The sequence below is a fragment of the Pseudomonas sp. NMI760_13 genome (assembly GCF_021283245.1).
GTDB classification, from domain to species: Bacteria; Pseudomonadota; Gammaproteobacteria; order Pseudomonadales; family Pseudomonadaceae; genus Aquipseudomonas; species Aquipseudomonas peradeniyensis.
The window spans coordinates 99572-114916 of the sequence record NZ_JAJSRC010000005.1 but is presented as its reverse complement, the minus strand read 5'-3'; the positions used below and the strand labels follow the sequence as shown (position 1 = coordinate 114916).

The following is a 15345-nucleotide window of genomic DNA, read 5'->3' as shown; positions in this document are numbered from 1 at the left end:
ATCGCGGGGCAAGCCCGCTCCCACGGTGCCTATCGTTGCAAACCTGGTTTTGTTTGTAAGGAGTGAACATGATCGTACTGACCCGCCGGCTTACTGAAGCCGCCCCGGTGACCGGCAGCGTCACGCTGACTGTCGACAGCCGCATCAAGAGCCGCCTGCGCGTGATCCTCGACGATGGCCGCGAGGCCGGATTGATGCTTGAGCGCGGCCATCTGCTGCGTGGCGGCGAATTGCTGAGCGACGCCGAAGGCACTCAGGTGATCCAGGTAGTCGCCGCGCCGGAGGCGGTGTCCACGGTGCGTTGCGCCGACCCGCACCTGCTGGCCCGCGCTGCCTACCACCTGGGCAACCGCCATGTGCCGCTGCAGATCGAGCCGGGCCTGCTGCGCTACCAGCACGACCATGTGCTCGACGACATGCTGCGCGGCCTGGGGCTGGAGGTGGTCGCCGAACAGGCGCCGTTCGAGCCCGAGGCCGGTGCCTACCAGAGCGCGCCCCATGGTCATTCCCATGGCCACGCCCATCCGTTCGTACGCCTGCCAGCCCATTCCTGACCTCACCCTGGAGCCCACAATGAAAAAGACTTTCGCCCTGGTACTGCTGATGGTGGCCCTGCCGGCCTTCGCCCACCCCGGCCACGACGCCAACCCGCTGCAGGACGGCCTGCTGCATCCGCTGACCGGGCTCGATCACCTGCTGATGCTGCTCGGCACCGGCGTGCTCGCCGCCCTGACCCGGCGCAACCTGACCTTGCCGCTGGCGACCCTGGCGGCGATGTTCGGCGGCGCGGTGTGCGGCCATCTGTTCGGCGACGTGGTCGGCATGGAGCAGATGATCCTCGGCTCGCTGCTGGTGGCCGCTGCCGCCATGCTGCTGCCGAGCCGCCAGTTGCTGCTGTCGCTGATCATGCCGGTGTTCGCCCTGTTCCACGGCTGGGCCCATGGCGTGGAAGCCACGCCCAGCGCGTTCTGGCAGTTCAGCGTCGGCTTCGTCACGGTCAGCGGCTTGCTGCTGGCTGTAGGCTTCGGTGTCGGCTGCCTGCTGCGCCGCCATGCCGGCCTGCAGAAAGCCTTTGGCGGCGGCCTGCTGGCCGGTGCCGCGCTGGTGCTGGCCGGTTGATGACCAGCGACCTGGCGCTGCTGCGCCTGCTGCAGCTGGCCAGCCCCGGGCTGCCCGTGGGTGGCTTCACCTATTCGCAAGGCCTGGAGTGGGCCGTGGAAGCTGGCTGGGTGAAGGATGCCAAGGGCTTTGCCGCCTGGCAGCGCGAGCAGTTGCACGACACCCTCGGCCATCTCGATTGGCCGCTGCTGGCGCGCCTCTACCGGGCCTGCCAGGCGGACGATGCCGAGGCCTTCGCCCACTGGAGCCTGTTCCTGCTGGCCAACCGCGAGACCGCCGAGTTGCGCCTCGAGGAGCGCCAGCGCGGCAGCGCCCTGGCGCGCCTGCTCGATGGCTGGCAGCTGGCGCAGGCTCCGGCCTGGCGCGCCAGCCTCGAACTCAGCCAGCTGGGCGGCATGGCCTGGCTCGGCGCGCATTGGTCGATCCCGTTGCGCCAGCTCGCCCTGGGCCATGGCTTCGCCTGGCTGGAAGGCGCGGTGATGGCAGGGGTGAAGCTGGTGCCGTTCGGCCAGCAGGCCGCCCAGACCTTGCTGCGCGACCTGGGCGAGGCGCTGCCCGCCGTGCTCGACCATGCCCTGGCCCTCGATGACGACCAGCTCGGCGGCGGCCTGCCGCTGCTGGCCATCGCCTCATCGCGTCACGAAACCCAATACACCCGATTGTTCCGTTCCTGAGGACTGCCTAGATGGAAAACTACCAGCAACCCCTGCGCGTCGGTGTCGGCGGCCCGGTCGGTTCCGGCAAGACCGCGCTGCTCGAGTGCCTGTGCAAGGCCATGCGCGACCACTACCAGATCGCCGTGGTGACCAACGACATCTATACCAAGGAAGACCAGCGCATCCTCACCGAGGCCGGGGCCCTGGCGCCCGAGCGCATCGTCGGCGTCGAGACCGGCGGCTGCCCGCACACCGCGATCCGCGAGGACGCCTCGATGAACCTGGCCGCCGTCGAAGATCTGGCGCGCAGGTTCGGCAACCTCGAAGTGATCTTCGTCGAGAGTGGCGGCGACAACCTCAGCGCCACCTTCAGCCCGGAACTGGCCGACCTGACCATCTACGTGATCGACGTCGCCGAGGGCGAGAAGATCCCGCGCAAGGGCGGGCCGGGGATCACCAAGTCGGACTTCCTGGTGATCAACAAGACCGACCTGGCGCCTTATGTCGGTGCTTCGCTGGAAGTGATGGAGCGTGATACCCGGCGCATGCGCCCGGAGCGACCGTGGACCTTCAGCAATCTGAAGAAGGGTGAGGGGTTGCAAGCGGTGATCGACTTCATTGTCGAGCGGGGGATGTTGGAGAAGGATAAGTGATGAAATTGGTGTCTAACTCGGCATTTTCGACATATTTCCTACGGTTTAGGCGTTGATTTCCGGGTTATGGATGGGCCTTTGGTGAAAGCCGTTTCCTGCGACAAGGGATATCGTGTGTCGGACTGATGACAGGGCGGAATGAGAAGTTTCACTTGTCGCGGTTAAACCACATTATTTACTGAAGGAAACTGTTATGAAAATGTTCGCATTTGTCGCTCTGTTGGCCACTGCTGGCTTAGCTCAGGCTCAATCGTCCTGGTTGCCGATGCCGATCGAATGCCCAGAGGGTTACTACCCGACGGCAATGGGATCCTGCCAGCCTGATTTCGACTTCGACTAAGTCAAGTCAGCTGTTTCAATGCGATACCCGCGCCGCTGGGCAGTCATGCTCAGCGGCGCTTTTTTTGCTTGCTGGCCTTTCTCCTGAGCGTGGGCTGCCCACCCTCAAAGCGAATTGTTTCAACTCAGCGCCAATGTCAGCACCATTGGCAGCGTCACGGCGGCGATGATGGTCTGCAGGGCGATGATGGTCGCCATCAGCGGCGCGTTACCACCCATCTGTCGGGCCATCACGTAGGATGACGAGGCGGTGGGCAGGGCCTGGAACAGCACCGCCACCACCGCCGCCTGGCCGCCCAGCCCGAGCAGCTGGCACAATGCCCAGGTGGTCAGTGGCATGACCAGGAACTTGAACAGTGCCGAGACTACCAAGGGCTTGGCCTGCTGGCCGATCCGCGCGCCACCCAGTGCTGCGCCAACGCAAAGCAGTCCTAAAGGTAACGCCGCCTGGCCCAGGGCTTTGACCGTGGGCTCCAGGCCTGCTGGCAGGCCCACGCCCGTCAATCGCAGCAATAGCCCCCCGGCACAGCCGATGATCAGCGGGTTGGCAAAGATCGCCTGGAGTACCACGGCCGGCGAGCTGTGGCGTGCGCTGAAGCGAGCGAAGACCAGCACACAGAGCAGGTTGACCAGCGGCACGATGGCGGCGTTGGCCACGGCCGCCAGGGCGATGCCGGCCGTGCCGTAGATACCGGCGGCCAGGGTCGCGCCAATGTAGTTGTTGAAGCGCACGCCACCTTGGAATACCGAGGTGAAATCGGCACCGTCATAATTGGCAACGCCCTGGTAGAGCACCAATAACAGGGCGCCAAGCAGCGTCGAGAGCATTAACACGCCCACCATGCCCAGCACCGGCACGCCGTCGAGGTTGGCGGTGGCCAGGCCGTGGAGGAACAGCGACGGCAGCAGCACGTAGTAGCTCAGGCGCTCGGCGCCGGGCCAGAAGGTTTCGGCGAGAAAGCCACGCACTCGCAGCCAGGTACCGAGGGTGATGAGCAGGATGATCGGGACGAGGGTGGTGAGCAGCAGATGAAGCATGGGGGCGGGTCCGTGGTCGGGTACCGTCACAGACTAGCGGAGTGGAGTGAGCAGAAAAAACGGTGTTTTCTTGAGCGACTGTTGAGAAAAACTGCACGAACTGAAAGCCCGCGCTCCATGACCAATGCGTGACTCATTGATTTAATTTTATCCTGTGGGAGCGGCTTTAGCCGCGAACACCGGCGAAGCCGGTGCCATCCACTGCGTCGCTTGCTTCGCGGCTGAAGCCGCTCCCACAGGGTGCGCGCTGACCGCGCAATCATGGTTCGCGGCGCGACACTGTGATCAGGCCTCCAACGCGGTCCTCAACACTGCACTCAAATGCCGGCGCTGACTCTTCTCATGCTCCAGCAGCACCATACGCCGGATCAGCTGCGGTTCGCCGAAGGGCAGCACGGTGGCTGCTGGCAGCCGCTCGAGGTCGTCGTCGCTCATGGGAATCACCGCCACCCCCAGCCCCATGGCCGCCATACGCGCCAAGGCCTCCTGGCTGTCCAGTTCCATCTGCTCGTTCACCTGCAGCCGCTGACGACGCAGCTCCTGCTCGATCTGCCGACCGGCCCAGGCGCGTTTGTCGAAGCGCAGGAACGGCTGCTCGGCGAGCAGCGTCGGCAGGTTCTGGCCGGCCAGTTCCGGGCTGGCGATGGCCCAGAAGCGGTCCTCGAACAGCGGCGTGTACTGAAGACTCTGCGGGTAGGGGCTGACCGGCTCGGTGGTGATCGCCGCGTCCAGCTCCCCATCCTCGACCCGTCGGGCGAGCTCTGCCGACATGCCCGAAACCACACTGACATGCAGTTCGGGGTGGTGCGCCTTGATCCACACCAGCGCTTTGGGCAGGCGCCGGGCAAGCACGGTATGAATTGCGCCGATGCGCAGACGCCCACGCAAGCTTGGGCCGCTGGCCAGGGTGTCTGCCAGCTCGTCGTAGGCGGCCAGGATGCCTTCGGCACGGACCACTGCGAGTTGGCCAGCCTCGGTCAGCATGACCTGGCGGCGGCTGCGGTCGAACAGGGAGACCTGCAGTTCGACCTCCAGGGTCTTGATATGCAGACTCACCGCCGAGGGGGTCAGGCTCAGCAGGTCGGCGGCGCGGGCGAAGGTGCCGTGGCGAGCGATGGTGACCAGGGTGCGCAAGGCTTTGAGGGACACGCGGGGCAGGCTCCGGTTCGTGGCTTGGCAGGTTGGGCCGTGCAGGAGGGGGGAGGCGGGTACGATACGCGAAAACATGGTTCCACGCTGAAGGCGAGCGTTGGCCTGAGGTCTGATCACGCGAAGGATGCTGGAGGACAAGATTGTGGGAACACTGATGGGCGAAGTCTTGGCTCAGATGGACCGATTTCATTGTCGTACGAGGCGCCCACGGATCAATGTCGGACTGCCGCCGGTCATCATCGGGCTAGCGCTTGGTTCGGTTTGTAGAACAGGAAGTGCGTGGTCTCGGCCGTCTTGCGGTAGGCCTTGGCCCAATCCGGGTTGACGTTGCGGTCGTGAAAATACAGCGCGCCGCCGGTGGGGTCCTTCAACTGCTGGTTGAGGGCCTTGCGGGCAATTTCCTTGGCCACTGCATAGCGTTCCTCTTCTTCCACCTGATCGGGGCGTCCATCGCACCACCAGGAAAACTGGCAGCTCTTGCTCTCTACACCTTGCTTGACCACCGCGCAGACGCTGTCGGGAAAGCCCTCGTGCCCCAGGCGATTGAGCACCACGCTGGCTACCGCACCCATGTCCTGGGCATTGGCACCCTTGGCCTCCCAGTAGATGGTGCGCGCCAGGCAGGTGATGCTGTCATCCATCGGCGACTGGCCCGCCGGGTCGACCGCCTGGACTTCTCCAGGGGTCAGGGTCTCCTGCTTTTTCGGCGGTGGTGCATCCTCGGCCACCTTTTCTTCCAGTACCTGAGCCTTGTCTTCGGCGACCGCGGCTTTCTGGCTGTCAGCGGCGGGGAGGAGGCCTGCGAACAGGGCGAGGGACAGGCCGAACAGCATCCACGGTAGGCGCATGGTCGATATTTCTGAGGGTGGGCTGTCTACAGTCTAGCTGCACGGCTTCAACTCAGCGCCCAGGTCGTCCATAAGCCTGGCTGATGCGGTCGATGACCATCGCCAGGGCGACGATCGCCAGCCCCGCCTCGACGCCCTGGCCGACGTTCAGGGTCTGGATCCCGGCCAGCACGTCTTCGCCCAGCCCGCGGGCGCCGATCATCGACGCCACCACCACCATCGACAATGCCATCATCACCGACTGGTTGAGCCCGGCCATGATGCTTGGCAAGGCCAGCGGCAGGGCGATGCGGCGCAAGCGCTGCCAGCGGCTGGCGCCCAGGCCGTGGGCGGCCTGCAGCAGCGACGGGTCGATCTGCGCCAGGCCCAGATCGGTCAGGCGAACCAGCGGCGGCAGGGCATAGATGAGGGTGGCGAACACCGCTGGCACCTTGCCCAGGCCGAACAGCATCAGCACCGGGATCAGGTAGACGAAGGCCGGCAGCGTCTGCATCACGTCGAGCACCGGCAGGATCAGGCGCCGGGCCAGGGGGCGAGTGGCCAGCAGGATGCCCAGCGGCACGCCGACCAGCACGCACAGGCCGGTGCTCACCAGCACCAGGGCGAGGGTCTGCAGCAGCTTATCCCACAGCCCGAGCATGCCGATCAGCGCCAGCAGCAGCGGCAACACCAACGCCCGTGCCAGGCTGCGGCTGGCGTGCCAGGCCAGCAGCCCGACCAGCAGCAACAGCAGCCACCAGGGCAGTAACCGGAGCAGGTTCTCCAGGCCCACCAGCAGTTGCAGCAGTTGGTCGGAGATGCTGCGCAGGTGATCGCCATAGTGCAGCACCAGCCAGTCGACCAGGCGGTTGACCCAGGCGGCGAAGGAGAATTGCAGAGCTTCGGGGAAACCACCACTCACAGGCCGGCCTCGACCTTGGCGGCGTTTTCGGCGGGCAGCCAGGCCTTCCACACAGCGGGGTTGTCGCGCAGGAAGGCGAGGGCGGCCTCGCGGGGCGGCTGGCGGGTTTCGCTCATGCGTGCCAGGGCCGTGTTCAGGGTGATGATGGGCAGGTCGACCTTTTCGAACACCGCGACCAGCTCGGGGTGGGCGTCACGGAATGCCTTCGACACGCCGATCGAGAGCTTGGCCGGCAACGAGCGGCTGCCTTTCGGGTTGGGGTTGGCGGCATCGGTCAGGGTGGCCCAGGCGGTGGCATCGAACGCCGGCTCCTCCAGGCGAACCAGGTCGTAGCGGCCCATCAGCGGAGTAGGGCTCCAGTAGTAGAACAGTACAGGCTGACCTCGGCGGATCGCCGAGCCTATCTCGGCGTCGAGGGCGGCGCCGGAGCCGCTGCGGAAGTTGTTGTACAGCCCGTCCAGGCCGTAGGCCTTGAGCTTCTGGCTGTTGACGGTCTCGGAGGTCCAGCCGCTGGGGCTGTTGAGGAAGCGGCCTTTGCCGGGTACCTCGGGGTCCTTGAACACTTGGGGGTAGTCTTTGAGGTCGTAGACGCTGCGCAGGTCCGGGGCCAAGGGTTTCAGGTCGCGTGCAGGGTCGCCCTTGATCACGTAGGCCGGCACCCACCAGCCTTCCTCGGCGTTCTTCACCGTGTCGCCCAGGGCGAACACCTGGCCGGCCTGTTCGGCCTTGACCCAGGCGGGGCTGCGTCCGGCCCATTCCTCGGCGATTACCTGCAGGTCGTTGCGCGCCAGGGCCACTTCCATGCTGACGGTACTGCCGGGGAGGGTGTCGGTGGGGTAGCCGTAACCGTGTTCGACGATCAGGCGCAGGATCTCTGTGGTCAGGGCACCGCTTTCCCAGCCAATGGCGCCGAAGTGGATGGGGGCGGGTTGGTCCGCAGCAGCGGCAGAATCGGTGCTGGCCAGGCCGAAGGCGAGGAGCAGGCTGGCCAGAAGGGTGGGGACTTTCTTCATCGGGGCCTCGTCGGTTGCCGGTCCTTGGGTTCGGGCAGAAGTGTAGACGACGAAGTTGCCGGGGCTGCTGCGCAGCCCTTTCGCGGCACAAGGCCGCTCCTAAAGGGGGCGCGTCAGCACCTGTAGGAGCGGCCTTGTGCCGCGAAAGGGCCGCAAAGCGGCCCCGACGGGGTGGAATCAAACGCGGAACTGATCCATCAGCCCCTGCTGCTGGTTGGCCAGGCTGTTGAGCGACTGGCTGACCCGCGCCGATTCGTTGGCCTGGCCGCTCAGCGACTCGGTCACGTCACGGATGGTGGCGACGTTGCTGTTGATCTCCTCGGCCACCGCGCTCTGCTCCTCGGCGGCGCTGGCGATCTGCAGGTTCATGTCGGTGATCACGGTCACCGCCTGGCCGATGCGCTGCAGCGCGGTGACGGCCTGGCCGACCTGCTCGACGCCGCCCTGGGCCTGGCGGTGGCTGCTGTCCATGGCGCCGACCACTTCCTGGGTGCCGGCCTGCAGGGCTTCGATCACCTGGCGGGTTTCCTCCACCGACTCCTGGGTGCGGCGGGCCAGGTTGCGCACCTCGTCGGCGACCACGGCGAAGCCACGGCCGGCCTCACCGGCGCGAGCGGCCTCGATGGCGGCGTTGAGCGCCAGCAGGTTGGTCTGCTCGGCGATAGAGCGGATCACCTCGAGCACCGAGCCGATCTTCTCGCTGTTGCGCGCCAGCCCCTCGACCTGGGCCATGGCGCCGCTCATGTCGGCGGCCAGGGTGTCGATGCTGGTGGTGGTGCGGTCGATCACCGCCAGGCCTTCGCGGGTCGCCTGGTCGGCTTCGCGCGCGGCCTGGGCGGCCTGGGCCGCGCTGCGGGCAACGTCCTGGGCAGTGGCGCTCATCTCGTGGGAGGCGGTGGCCACCTGGTCGACCTGGCGGTATTGCTGCTCCATGCCGGCGCTGGTCTCGGCGGCAATCGCCGCGGACTGGTCGGCGGTGCCGCGAGCGGCCTGCACCGAGCGTTTCACCTCGGCGATGGTCGGCTGCAGCTTGTCGAGGAAGCGGTTGAACCAGCCGGCCAGCTCGCCCAGCTCATCCTGCTTGTCGTACTGCAGGCGGCGGGTCAGGTCGCCTTCGCCGCTGGCGATGTCCTTGAGCATGGCGGCCACGCCGAGGATCGGCCGGGTCACGCCGCGGGCCATCAGCCACACCAGCAGCAGGCCGGCGATGGCGGCGGCCAGGCCCAGGCCCAGTTCGAGCAGGGTACCGCTGGTGTTGAGGGCGTCGAGTTCAACCTTGAGGGCCTCGGCCGGACCGGTCAGGGCGCTTTCCGGCACGTCCAGCAGCACGCCCCATGGCTTGCCGCCAGGGATCGGCTCGAAAGCGGCCAGCACTTTCAGGCGTTGCTGGTCGTGAAGGATCTGCAGCTTGCCGTCGGCGAGCTTGCGCACAAGCTCCGCGCCCTGGGTGCGGTCGACCTGGTCGAAGCGCTGGGCCAGCTTGCCGGCGTCGGCGCTGTAGCCGGCCAGCAGGCCCACGGGGCTGAGGATGCCGACGGTGGTCTGGCCGTCGTAGAGGCTGCGGCTGGCGGTCTGGCTCAGGGCCTGCAGGCTGTTGAGGTTGATGTCGATGGACAGGGTGGCGATGACCTTGTCGCCCGCCTTGAGCGGGAACACGATGCTGGTCATCAGCACGCGCTGGCCGTCGATGTCATAGAAGTACGGCTCGACCACGCACACCGTGCCGGTGCTGCGCGGGCACACCCACCAGGTGTTGGCCGGCTGGCCGCTGGGGCCGATCTCGGTGTTGGCCATGTCGTGCTCGGGCAGGGCCATCGAGGTCAGCTGGCCGACCCGCGGCTGCGACCAGTACAGGGCGAAGCGCCCGGTCTCGTTGCTGCCCAGTTCGCTCTGGCCGGCGAACAACTTGTCCTTGCCATCCAGCGCGCCCGGCTCGAACACCAGCGACAGGCCGAGCAGGTCGGGGTTGGCCTGCAACGCGGCACGCACCTGGGCGGTCATGTCCTGGCGCAGGTCGTAGGCGTCGAGGAAGCGTTTTTCGGCCTGCTCGCGCAGGAACAGCACCTGGCGGGCGAAACCGGCGCCGTACTGGTAGGCGTCCATGAACTGGCGACGGATGTTCAGGGCCTGGACCTCACCCTGGGATTCGATGCGCGACTGGGCCGAGTCGGAGAGCATGCGCATGCTGCTGGCTTTCACCAGGTCCGAACTGTGGTCCATGCGGTACAGCGAAAGGCCGACGAGCAGGGTGACGATGGCCGCCAGGCACAGGCCCGCCAGCAGGGTGATCTTCCATTGGATGGAGAGTTGTCGCAGCAAAGGCATGGGGAAAATCCCTTGTAATAGGTTTGATGCTGCCGACTGTGTCGGCCTGCTCGGTTTTTTCTTTATTCAAACGTTCAATTAAACCCTGCGACTTTCGTCTATTCCCTACGCGATGTTGCGGCGCAGACGCTTTTGACTTCTGCCGGCCTGTGCTTCAGAGTGTGCGCCCTTCATAACAACATCCCCTGGTCCGGCCACTGCCTGCGCGCAGTCTGTCGCCGGAATGCCCGCTTTTTGTCTGTCGTAACGAGGTTCGCACACCATGAATGCAGTGATTGCCGCGGTCGGGCTCATGCTGATCCTGAGCCTGTCCCGCGTGCATGTGGTCATCGCCCTGATCATCGGCGCCCTGGCCGGAGGCCTGGTCGGTGGCTTGGGTATCGAGGGTACGCTCAAGGCCTTTAATGGAGGCCTGGGTGGCGGGGCCACGGTGGCCCTGTCCTATGCCTTGCTCGGCGCCTTCGCGGTGGCCATCGCCAAGTCCGGACTGGCCCATGCCCTGGCCGACCGGGCGCTGGCGATGATCGATCGCCAGGGCCATGCCGACGGTGGCAAGGTCAAGTGGCTGCTGGTCGGCCTGATGCTGGTGGTGGCGGTGTCGTCGCAGAACATCCTGCCGATCCACATCGCCTTCATTCCCTTGCTGGTGCCGCCGCTGCTGTACGTGCTGACCCGCCTGCGCATCGACCGCCGGCTGATCGCCTGCGTGATCACCTTCGGCCTGATCACCCCGTACATGTTCCTGCCGGTGGGCTTCGGCAACATCTTCCTCAACGAGATCCTGCTGGCCAATGTCAGCCGCGCCGGGGTGGACGTCAGCGGCGTCAATGTGACCCACGCCATGGCCATCCCGGCGGCGGGCATGCTCGCCGGCCTGTTGCTGGCGGTGTTCTTCAGCTACCGCAAGAAGCGTGACTACGACCTGGAACGCATCGAACAGGTCGAGCAGGTCAGCGTGCAGTACAACCCGGTGACCCTGCTGGTGGCCGGGGTGGCGATCGGCGCCGCGTTCATCATCCAGCTGTGGCTGGATTCGATGATCATCGGTGCGATGGTCGGCTTCCTGATCTTCTCGCTGTCGGGCATCGTGCGCTGGAAGGACACCGACAGCCTGTTCACCGAAGGCATGAAGATGATGGCGATGATCGGCTTCATCATGATCGCCGCCTCCGGCTTTGCCGAAGTGATGAAGGCCACCGGCGAGGTGAAGAGCCTGGTGGAAGCCTCGGCCCAGTGGATCGACCACAGCAAGGGCGTCGGCGCGCTGCTGATGCTGCTGGTGGGGCTGCTGGTGACCATGGGCATCGGCTCGTCGTTCTCCACCGTGCCGATCCTGGCGGCGATCTTCGTGCCGCTGTGCGTGCAGCTGGGCTTCGACCCGCTGGCCACCGTGTGCATCGTCGGTACCGCCGGCGCACTGGGTGATGCCGGATCGCCGGCGTCGGACTCGACCCTGGGGCCGACCTCGGGGCTGAACGTGGACGGACAGCACCATCACATCTGGGATACCGTGGTGCCGACGTTCATCCACTACAATCTGCCGCTGCTGGCGTTTGGCTGGTTGGCGGCGATGACGCTCTGATCTGCTGTCACAGCCGCACGCTGTCTCTGTAGGAGCGGCCTTGTGCCGCGAAAGGGCCGCAAAGCGGCCCCGGCGATCTTTGCGTAAACGCTGATACCCTGGGGCCGCTGCGCAGCCCTTTCGCGGCACAAGGCCGCTCCTACAGGGGCAGAGGGCGCAGCTTCAGCTCAGCCGCGGGTCGGCGCGGGGACGATGCGGTTGAGGACGGTGCTGCCGTCCTTGCTGCGGGTCAGGTACACCGGCAGCACCTTGGGCAGGGTGTCGACCAGGCGTGCAACCTCGCTTGTGCTGTAGACACCGCTGATGCGAATGCTGGCGGTGCTGTCGTCGGCCACCATGAGCGGCTTGTCCAGGTAGCGGTTGATCACCGGCAGGGCCTGGCCGAGGCTGAGGTTGTCCAGCACCAGCTTGCCGCTGCGCCAGGCCAGGCTGTTGGCGTAATCGTCGCTCTGGTTCAGTTCGGGTTCGAAATCGCCCTTGTGGTAGCTGGCCTGCATGCCCGGGCCAAGACGGTAGCCGCCAGTGTTGCCGCCGGCGCTCACCAGCACCGAGCCTTCCACCAGCGTCACCTTGACCTGGTCCTGATACTTCCACACGTTGAACTGGGTCCCGGTAACCCGGGTCTGGCCGTTGGCGGCGTGGACGATGAACGGGTGGTTGCTGTCGTGGGTGACCTTGAAGAATGCCTCGCCCTTGACCAGGGTGACCTTGCGCTCGTCCTTGTAGTTGAGGAAGCGCAATTCGCTATGCAGGTTCAGCTCGACGCTGCTGCCGTCGCTCAGGCGCACGTGGCGCAACTGGTCGGTGGCTTCGAAGTGCTGGTAGCCGTTGGGCAGCCAACCTTGCTCCCAGCCGACCCAACCGGCCAGGGGCAAGGCGAGCAGGGCGATGGCGGCAGCCGAGGCGAACGGGCGCCAGTGACGCGTCGGCGTCGCTTGCCGGGTGGGCAGTGGGATCACCTGGGCGCTACGTGGGAGCAGGTCGGCGGTGTCCCAGATTTCCAGCATCGCCTGGTATTCCTCGGCGTGCCGCGGGTCGCTCGCCAACCATTGGCCGAACGCCTCGCGCTCGCCCGCCGTGCAGTCGTCGGCGTGCAGGCGCATGCACCAATGCGCGGCGGCATCGGTAATGGCATCTTCGTCGCTTGGAATGTGGCGGTCCTGGTTCATCGCGGCTCCCGGTTTTGCGGCATTCTACCCCCGGGCGGGTGCTTCCGAGAACGAGTTAATGGCGAATGACTATCAATTGTGCAGTTTTTCGTCGTATCTGAGGTTGGGTTTCATCTGCGACAGGGTGATTTGCCGGTTTGCGTGGGCGATCCCCTGGCGCATGGCACCGGCTGCGCCGGTGTTCGCGGGCAAGCCCGCTCCCACAGGGACCGCGATGCGATGCAGGAAACAATACTCGAGCGCGCATCGGATACCCTGTGGGAGCGGGTTTACCCGCGAAGAAGGCAATGCGTTTTATGGCACCGGCTGCGCCGGTGTTCGCGGGTAAACCCGCTCCCACAGGGGTGGTTGCCTGCGTGGGAGCGGGCTTGCCCCGCGATGGGGCCCTTCAGACGGTACGCAGGCGCGCCTTTTCCACCTGCTGCATTTCCACGCCATCGAGCAACGCCTCGACTACCGCCTTGGCCGCGTCCAGCCCGTGGTCGTTGCCCAGCAGCAGGTCGGGACAGGTGCCGGTCGCCAGCTCCATGGCCTTGAGGTTGGTGGCGAATGCGCCCTTGAGCAGGGTGGACAGGTGCACCAGCGCATCCTCGAAGTCCACGCCTTCGCGCACGGCGAACAGGGAAGGGTGGCTGCATTCGCAGTTGCCGAAGCTGGAGTGCGCCGTGGTGGCGCGGGACGGAGGATCAGGTAAGCCTTTTGTCATTGTGTCGCTCCTTGATTCAATGGAGCCGCCACTCGACGTGACCAAACGAATGGGTGGCGACTGTACGCGGGTTGGTCAACCGGGAATCAAGGAAACCGGCGCGCACGGAGGCGCCCCACGCACAGCCGCCATAGAACGAGACAGCCGGGCACAAAAAAAAGCGCCAACTGAATCGCAGAGCGGGCGCTTGTGCGCCTTGATGTTCGCGGGTGACCAAACCCGGTTGCTGGATTTACAGCAGCGAGCGAAGGTTACCGGGGCGGAGCGATCGATTCAAGGATTGAAGTGTAAGCAAGTAATCGAATGACAAACGTTTTAAATGGGTCAGCTGATCTCCCGAACCGGCTCCATTTTGCGCACCAGATAATCAATCAGTACCTTCTTGCCTTTGGAGTAATCGTTGATTTGCTCTCGCATCGTCGCTTGGTTGGTTGCGTTGGGAGCAGCAACATAGTTACGGCTCGCCTCTACTGCTCTGTGGAGCTGGCGAACTACATCCTCCAAGAGGTCCCGATCATCGGAGGTAATACCAACATTTGGTAGGGTGAAACCGGCCACGGTACCGTCGATGCGATCAGAATTGGGCAGAGTATGGGCGCTGGAAAGAGCGTTCTGCGTGGTGACCTGATTGATAAGGTCCGAATGACCTGGGTAGCGCAGTTGCAGTGTGTCCATTTCAGTGTGATGAATGGAGCTTACACGGTCGACTTGAGTGCTCTTGGGCAGGTCACTAAGTTGGCCTAAGTCGACAGAACGGCGTTGGAGTGCCTGCTTGAAGGCTCCTCTGGGATCTGCATGATTTATAGGGTCTCCGGCACAGTATCCGTATGAATTGACGCCCCCATCAACGAAAGGACTCAACTTGTCCGGTGAGCAAAACCTCATCAGCACCGGATTATAGGCACGATGCCCGTTGCCCAGTAGGTAGACCGCTGCCTGTGGATCACGCATCACACCATTGAAGCCAAGGCGTAAACAAGGCGACTCGCGAACCGGATCGTATCCATAGGCCGAATAGGCAAACCCATGGCTTGCCCCTCGCAACACCGAGCGTGCCAGGTCGCTCGCCAACAGCCTGGTCACTGGACTGCTCATTGGCGTCCCCACTGTTCAGAAATGACCAATCCACGTTAACGTGCGCCCCTGGCCAGTGAAACTGGCAAAAATGCCAGGTATGGCACTACCGACAAAGAGGACTTGCAATGCCAGAACCCTCCAACCTGCTGGCCTTCGCCCTGATCAGCCTGGGCATGGTGCTGACGCCGGGCCCCAACATGATCTACCTGATCTCCCGCTCCATCTGCCAGGGGCGTGGCGCCGGGTTGATCTCGCTGGGTGGCGTGGCGCTGGGCTTCGTCTTCTATATGCTCTGCGCCGCGCTGGGCATCACCGCGCTGGTCATGGCCGTGCCTTTCGCCTACGACGCCCTGCGCATCGGCGGCGCGCTGTACCTGCTGTACCTGGCCTGGCAGGCGCTGCGCCCGGGCGGGCGTTCGCCGTTCCAGGTCCGCGCCCTGCCGGCCGACAGCCCGCGGCGGCTGTTCATGATGGGGTTTCTGACCAACCTGCTGAACCCCAAGATCGCGGTCATGTACCTGTCGCTGATGCCGCAGTTCATCGAGCCCGGCCACGGCAGCGTGCTGGCGCAGTCGCTGGTGCTGGGCAGCACGCAGATCGCCATCAGCGTCACGGTCAACGCGCTGATCGCGCTGATGGCCGGTTCCATCGCCGTGTTCCTGGCCGGCAGGCCGGTGTGGCAGCAAGTCCAGCGCTGGCTGATGGGCACGGTGCTGGCGGCGCTGGCGCTGCGCATGCTGGCCGAAGGACGCCGTTGATCGTCGGCG

General features: G+C 65.1%; 16 protein-coding genes and 1 pseudogene. 7 read left to right on the top strand and 10 right to left on the bottom strand.

What is annotated here, in order from left to right:
• The first annotated feature begins 68 nt into the window (after positions 1 to 68).
• The 5 genes from ureE (at position 69) to LU671_RS07355 (ending at position 2768) form a co-directional block, all read left to right on the top strand.
• Entirely contained in the window at positions 69 to 554 is a 486-nt protein-coding gene (gene ureE / locus LU671_RS07375; protein WP_232855212.1) for an urease accessory protein UreE, read from the top strand.
• Positions 555 to 573: 19 nt separating this feature from the next.
• On the top strand, positions 574 to 1119 hold the full coding sequence (locus tag LU671_RS07370; RefSeq protein WP_232855211.1) for a HupE/UreJ family protein: 546 nt from the start codon (positions 574 to 576) through the stop codon (positions 1117 to 1119).
• Positions 1119 to 1793, top strand: a complete 675-nt coding sequence (locus LU671_RS07365) for an urease accessory protein UreF (protein ID WP_203646820.1) — start codon at positions 1119 to 1121, stop codon at positions 1791 to 1793. Before LU671_RS07370 ends, LU671_RS07365 begins: the two co-directional genes overlap by 1 nt.
• Positions 1794 to 1804: 11 nt before the next feature.
• A complete protein-coding gene (ureG, locus tag LU671_RS07360; protein WP_203646818.1) occupies positions 1805 to 2428 on the top strand; it encodes an urease accessory protein UreG in 624 nt (207 codons plus the stop codon).
• A 193-nt stretch (positions 2429 to 2621) separates the two neighbouring features.
• On the top strand, positions 2622 to 2768 hold the full coding sequence (locus LU671_RS07355; protein WP_232855209.1) for a hypothetical protein: 147 nt from the start codon (positions 2622 to 2624) through the stop codon (positions 2766 to 2768).
• Between the two features lie 119 nt (positions 2769 to 2887).
• Here the strand turns inward: LU671_RS07355 and LU671_RS07350 are convergent, their stop codons facing one another.
• The 7 genes and pseudogenes from LU671_RS07350 to LU671_RS29665 form a co-directional block, all read right to left on the bottom strand.
• Entirely contained in the window at positions 2888 to 3805 is a 918-nt protein-coding gene (locus tag LU671_RS07350) for an AEC family transporter (protein WP_203646816.1), read from the bottom strand.
• Between the two features lie 285 nt (positions 3806 to 4090).
• Positions 4091 to 4954 carry a LysR family transcriptional regulator gene (locus LU671_RS07345; RefSeq protein ID WP_203646814.1) on the bottom strand — a complete coding sequence of 288 codons (864 nt, stop codon included), beginning with the start codon at positions 4952 to 4954 and terminating at the stop codon, positions 4091 to 4093.
• Between the two features lie 239 nt (positions 4955 to 5193).
• Positions 5194 to 5805, bottom strand: coding sequence for a cell wall hydrolase (locus tag LU671_RS07340; RefSeq protein WP_203646812.1), 612 nt, complete (start codon positions 5803 to 5805; stop codon positions 5194 to 5196).
• 52 nt (positions 5806 to 5857) lie between these two features.
• Positions 5858 to 6706, bottom strand: coding sequence for an ABC transporter permease (locus tag LU671_RS07335; protein WP_198745492.1), 849 nt, complete (start codon positions 6704 to 6706; stop codon positions 5858 to 5860).
• On the bottom strand, positions 6703 to 7719 hold the full coding sequence (locus tag LU671_RS07330; protein ID WP_232855207.1) for an ABC transporter substrate-binding protein: 1017 nt from the start codon (positions 7717 to 7719) through the stop codon (positions 6703 to 6705). The genes LU671_RS07335 and LU671_RS07330 overlap by 4 nt, the downstream gene beginning before the upstream one ends.
• Positions 7720 to 7896: 177 nt before the next feature.
• A complete protein-coding gene (locus LU671_RS29670; protein WP_371041468.1) occupies positions 7897 to 8652 on the bottom strand; it encodes a methyl-accepting chemotaxis protein in 756 nt (251 codons plus the stop codon).
• A 102-nt stretch (positions 8653 to 8754) separates the two neighbouring features.
• Positions 8755 to 9720, bottom strand: a pseudogene (locus LU671_RS29665) (HAMP domain-containing protein); the annotation flags it as partial.
• A 586-nt stretch (positions 9721 to 10306) separates the two neighbouring features.
• On the opposite strand from LU671_RS29665, the gene LU671_RS07320 reads away from it, so the two are divergent.
• Positions 10307 to 11626, top strand: coding sequence for a Na+/H+ antiporter family protein (locus LU671_RS07320; protein ID WP_198745489.1), 1320 nt, complete (start codon positions 10307 to 10309; stop codon positions 11624 to 11626).
• A gap of 167 nt (positions 11627 to 11793) precedes the next feature.
• Here the strand turns inward: LU671_RS07320 and LU671_RS07315 are convergent, their stop codons facing one another.
• From LU671_RS07315 to LU671_RS07305, 3 genes are all read right to left on the bottom strand, one after another.
• Positions 11794 to 12795 carry a FecR family protein gene (locus tag LU671_RS07315; protein WP_203646808.1) on the bottom strand — a complete coding sequence of 334 codons (1002 nt, stop codon included), beginning with the start codon at positions 12793 to 12795 and terminating at the stop codon, positions 11794 to 11796.
• Between the two features lie 388 nt (positions 12796 to 13183).
• A complete protein-coding gene (locus LU671_RS07310; protein WP_332880041.1) occupies positions 13184 to 13417 on the bottom strand; it encodes a hypothetical protein in 234 nt (77 codons plus the stop codon).
• Positions 13418 to 13825: 408 nt separating this feature from the next.
• A complete protein-coding gene (locus LU671_RS07305; protein ID WP_232855204.1) occupies positions 13826 to 14584 on the bottom strand; it encodes an RHS repeat-associated core domain-containing protein in 759 nt (252 codons plus the stop codon).
• A 119-nt stretch (positions 14585 to 14703) separates the two neighbouring features.
• On the opposite strand from LU671_RS07305, the gene LU671_RS07300 reads away from it, so the two are divergent.
• Complete coding sequence (locus LU671_RS07300; protein WP_203646805.1) at positions 14704 to 15336, top strand: LysE family translocator; 633 nt, start codon at positions 14704 to 14706, stop codon at positions 15334 to 15336.
• Positions 15337 to 15345: the final 9 nt, after the last annotated feature.